The organism is uncultured Thiodictyon sp. (assembly GCA_903837595.1).
GTDB lineage: Bacteria > Pseudomonadota > Gammaproteobacteria > Chromatiales > Chromatiaceae > Thiodictyon.
In genome coordinates, this window is sequence record CAILVI010000268.1 from 1 (window position 1) to 4706 (window position 4706).

1 protein-coding gene and 1 pseudogene are annotated in these 4706 nt (G+C 63.2%); both read right to left on the minus strand.

Annotation, left to right across the window (positions count from 1 at the left end; translation table 11 throughout):
- The coding region (locus QZY44_RS14910; RefSeq protein WP_295447548.1) for a S8 family serine peptidase at positions 1-4426 on the minus strand (4426 nt) is incomplete at its 3' end.
- A 41-nt stretch (positions 4427-4467) separates the two neighbouring features.
- Positions 4468-4706, minus strand: a pseudogene (locus QZY44_RS14915) (transposase); the annotation flags it as partial.

The following is a 4706-nucleotide window of genomic DNA, read 5'->3' on the forward strand; positions in this document are numbered from 1 at the left end:
AGAACTGGTAATTGAATCCCGCGCTGATCCCACCGTCGAGCAGATTGGTACGGGCCTCGCCCATCAGGGCACCATAGATAGAGGCGTTCTTGAGCACGCGGTAGGTGGCGCTCACGTCGAGTTGTGCGAAGGTCCGCCCGACATGGGGCGCGTCGATGGTGTAGCCCGCGCCGGCGAGGTTCGCCGAGACCGTGGGCCGGACCAGCTGACCGAAGTCCTCGCCGATGGCCAGGCTGGCGCGATAGGACCAGTGCCCGGCCGCCGCCGCGGCGACGCTTGGCTCCAAGGTGGCGCCCACCATCACCCGGGTACCGTTCTGCTTGTAGCCCGCAAGGACCAGCCCCGCGGGACTGGTAAGTCCTTCGTTCAGCGCACCGCGTTGGGAGTCCTGCCACAGCAGCCGCGCGAAGGGTTCAATGCGCACGGCGCTGACCGCGAAGGGCGAACGCACGCCCAGACCCACGGACAGCCCCTCGCCGTTGGCCTTGGTGCTCAGTCCCCCGGCCAGTCCCAGCGGGTCGCTGCGGTTGGTGCGCCAGGTGCTGAAGCCATAGGCCAACAGGGCGTCGACCACGACCGGGCGGGGCGTATTCAACGCGTACTGCCCGTAGAGGAAGGGGGCGGTCTCCTTGACGGTCCCGGAGCCGAGGTCCGGGGAGACGTTGATATCCGTGTAGGTCACACCGAGGCCGAACCGATAATTCGGACCCTGGAGCAGGTCCGCACCGAGCGCAAAGTGGCTGCGCCTTGCCTTGTAATCGGAGCTGATCTGACCGCCGCGCGCACGCCCTTCGCCGGCGTTGAGTTCGACCCAGAGCCGCACGCCCGCCGCCGAGCCTTGGTCGGGCGTGGTGTCCAGGTGCCGCACCACGGTGTTCTGCAACCAGCGTCCCGGCGCGGGTGCCGCCGCCGCCATGGCGCCATGGACCTCACCCGCCAGCGCGGTCAACAGGCCGGGAATCTGTGCGGCCCGCTGACCGGCTACCGCGTAGCGCAGATTGACTTCCTGCGTGTTGTAAGCGCCCGCGCCATCCCAGGTACGCAGGGTGTCCAGGGCCCCGCCGGCCGCCTGGCCGTTGGCATTCGCCCCATTGCTCCAGGCATAGTTGCCATAGGAGCTGGGGGTGGCAATCAGGTCGACGCGGTTGTTGCCGTAGGCGTTATAGAAGACATCCAGTTGCGTGCCGGAGGCCAGCCCCGCCGCCGGTTGGACGACGCTGCCGAACCGGCCTTGAATGCCGCTGCTGGCGCTGATGATGGCGAAGGTGTCGCCCAGGGCCGGGGTGTAGGCGTTGGTGGCCGCCCCGGTGATCCCGCGCAGGAGCGGGCGCAGGGTGCCGTTGGCGATGAACTGGCTGCCCGCGCCAGTGACCAGCAAACGGGAGTAGTTGTTCGCGCCATTGGCCGTGCCGGTGCCGTCGATGTCTTCCTGATAGGTACTGCCCGGGTTCATCGTGACCGTGCCGATGCTGGTCAGGGTGCCGGGCGAGTTACCCGGGGCCAGGGTGCCGCTCACGGTGGTTGCCGCATAGAGGATGCCGGTGCCGCGCAGGGTCCCCGCCGGGCCGATGTTGACGGGGCCGCTCAGGCTGCCATTCACCGCCAGGGTCCCGCCGTTGACCGTGGTGACGCCGCTATAGGCATTGGTACCGAACAGCGCCTGATAACCGCTATTGAAGGTCAGGCCGCCGGTGCCGAAAATCGTTCCGGTAAAGTTGCCTAAGCTGCCGTTGGCCCCGCTGAAGGTCAGCGACTGTGCGCCCAAGGCCACGACGCCGTTGCCGAACAGGCCGGTGATCGTCGCGCCGTTGGCGGTGCCGGAGATATCGAAGGTGCCGTAATCCCACACGCCGCTGGAACTGGCGATACTGCCGGCGCCGGCCAATGCCAGGGTGCCGCCATTGATGAGCGTTTGGCCGGTATAGGTATTGATCCCGGACAGTGCCTGATAGCCGCCATTAACGGTCACGCTACCGGTGCCGCCGATGGTTCCGGCAAAGGCGCCTATGTTGCTGTTGGCCCCGCTGAAGGTCAGCGACTGTGCGCCCAAGGCCACGACGCCGTTGCCGAACAGGGCGGCGATCGTCGCGCCGTTGGTGGTGCCGGAAATATCGAAGATTCCGTTATCTACTACCCCGCCGGAGCTGGCGATACTGCCGGCACCGGTCAATGCCAGGGTGCCGCCATTGATGAGCGTTTGGCCGGTATAAGTATTGACCCCGGACAGTGCCTGATAACCGCCATTCACAGTCACGCCGCCGGTGCCGCCGATCGTTCCGGCAAAGGCGCCGAAGCTGCCGTTGGCCCCGCTGAAGGTCAGCGACTGCGCGCCCAGGGCCACGACGCCGTTGCCGAACAGCGCGGCGATCGTCGCGCCGTTGGTGGTGTCGGAAATATCGAAGGTTCCGTTATCCACCACCCCGCTGGAACTAGCGATACTGCCGGCGCCGGTCAATGCGAGGATGCCGCCATTGTAGACCGCGGCGATACGATAGCCCCACACCGTCCAGTAGCGTCCGGCACCGTAGGCTGCGAGGTCGGTGGCGCTATTGATGAGCGTTTGGCCGGTATAAGTATTGACCCCGGAGAGTGCCTGATAACCGCCATTTACGGTCACGCCGCCGGTGCCGCCGATCGTTCCGGCAAAGTTGGCTAAGTTGCTTCTGCGCGCGCTGAAGGTCAGCGACTGCGAGCCTAGGGCCACCGCACCGGTGCCGGACAGATTGGCGATTGTTGCGCCGTTGGGGGTGCCGGAAATATCGAAGGTTCCGTAATCCACCACCCAGCTGGAATTGGCGATGCTGCCGCCACCCGTCAATGCCAGAGTGCCATTGCTGATGGTCGTGGACCCGCTATAGGTGTTGTTCGCCGTCAGGGTGGTGGTGCCGGTCCCCGACTGCGTGACGGCCCCGGTCCCGGAAATGGCGTTGGTCACGGTCAACGCATCGCCGCGATTGAAGACCAGCTGGCCGCTGTTGGCCACGGCTCCGGCACCCAGGGTGCCGGTGGTGCCGCCCGCGCCAATTTGCAGGGTGCCGTTGGCGATCGTCGTCACACCGGCGTAGGTATTGGTTCCGCTGACGACCAGCGTCCCGGTGCCGGATTGAATTAATCCGGCGGGTCCGGAAATACTGTTAGCGAATGTCGAAGTGTATCCCGCGGTAATGTTGGCCACGAAATCCTCTTCGAAAATGCCCGGACCATTCATGGCCTTCCCCACGTCGAGCATGCCTCGACCCCAGATCGGGCTGGGATTCGCTGCCGTCGTACCGGTGGTCAGAATGGTCACGCCAAGGTTCTTGCTGGACATCCATGGGAATTTCTCAGCCACCAGGGCCACCGCGCCGGTAACGACAGGTGCCGCATAAGAGGTGCCCTCCTGACCCGTAGCACTGTAGTCGGCCACCGTACCTGCCTTGGCACCCACCATACCGGTGTCACGATTTGGAACCTTTTCCACAAAACCACCCGGGGCACTGATGCAGTAAGCGGCAGCAGCGCCGCAGTAGTTGGTGTACGCGTCTCCCACGACCGCAGGAGCCGTCAGGTTCGGCCTGGTCTGTGCCATTTCGATCTGACCGGTGGCGGGATCGAATCCTCTGTTGGTGGTTGCCGCCACCACAATCCAGCCCCCTTTCTGAGCAACGGTTGGATCGACACTCGGTAAAGTCGCCGGTGTCCCGGGCCAGCCTACGCTCTCATTGCCGGCGGCGAATACCAGCACGGCCCCCCGATCTTGAGCCCGCTTGAGCGCCGCGACCGTCGTGTTTTGGTAAGTCGTCAGATAGCCCTGCGCCGCATCGGTTAGCGATGTATTCCAGTTGGCGTTGATACCCCAACTGTTATTGATGACCTTGACGCCCTGCGAGCTCACGAAATCAATCGCCCGCGCATCCTGTTCATCCGTTGTACCACCGACAGTCGTCGGATCTGGATTAACTCCCTTAATCAAAATAGGAAGACCAAATTTGATCGTACCAATCACGAGCTTGGAATTGTACGCAACACCCATGATGTTATTTGGGCGTGCATTAAGGTCCAATGCTGCGGCGGCGACGCTGCTGACGAATGAACCATGTCCGTCAATACTTCCATCAAAATTCTTATCCGTCAAACAAGCGGCGGTGGTACCCTGGCACTCGAGCCATTGAGTGCCGTCCCAATTCCAGCCGAGTCCTGCGACAATCTTACCTGCAAACTCGACATGACCTGGATCGATGCCAGAGTCGACCACCCCGATGTTCACTCCATTTCCTGAATACCCTTGGCCGAATATACCCAGTGCATTGATCGTCGCCAAACCCGGCTGGTTATAATACTCAGGGCCAGCGGCAAACTGGGCCCAGACTGCCGGTCCCCCGGCCCCTAACAGTAAGCTACCCCCGGCGAGCCTGATGAGTATGGAACGCTGAAAAAATCTCCACATTTCAATCACCCTACTTGGATACTGAATTTTCCCGCTTTCAGTTAGGCCACGAGCGCCATAACCGCGGCCAGCAGCCGATTTTGCGGGGGTTTGCCCGGATCCGCGCAATCGATACCGAAACCCTCGCCGCCGAGGTCCTGAGCCAGCCGCCGCCGCAGATCCGCAAAGGCGTATTCGGTCCGCTTGGTGGTGGCATAGCGACGGGGTGGTGCCTTCGCCAACTGCTCGCCATCGATCCAGGTGATCGCGGTCGGCACCATGCAGAAATTCAGGTGATTGG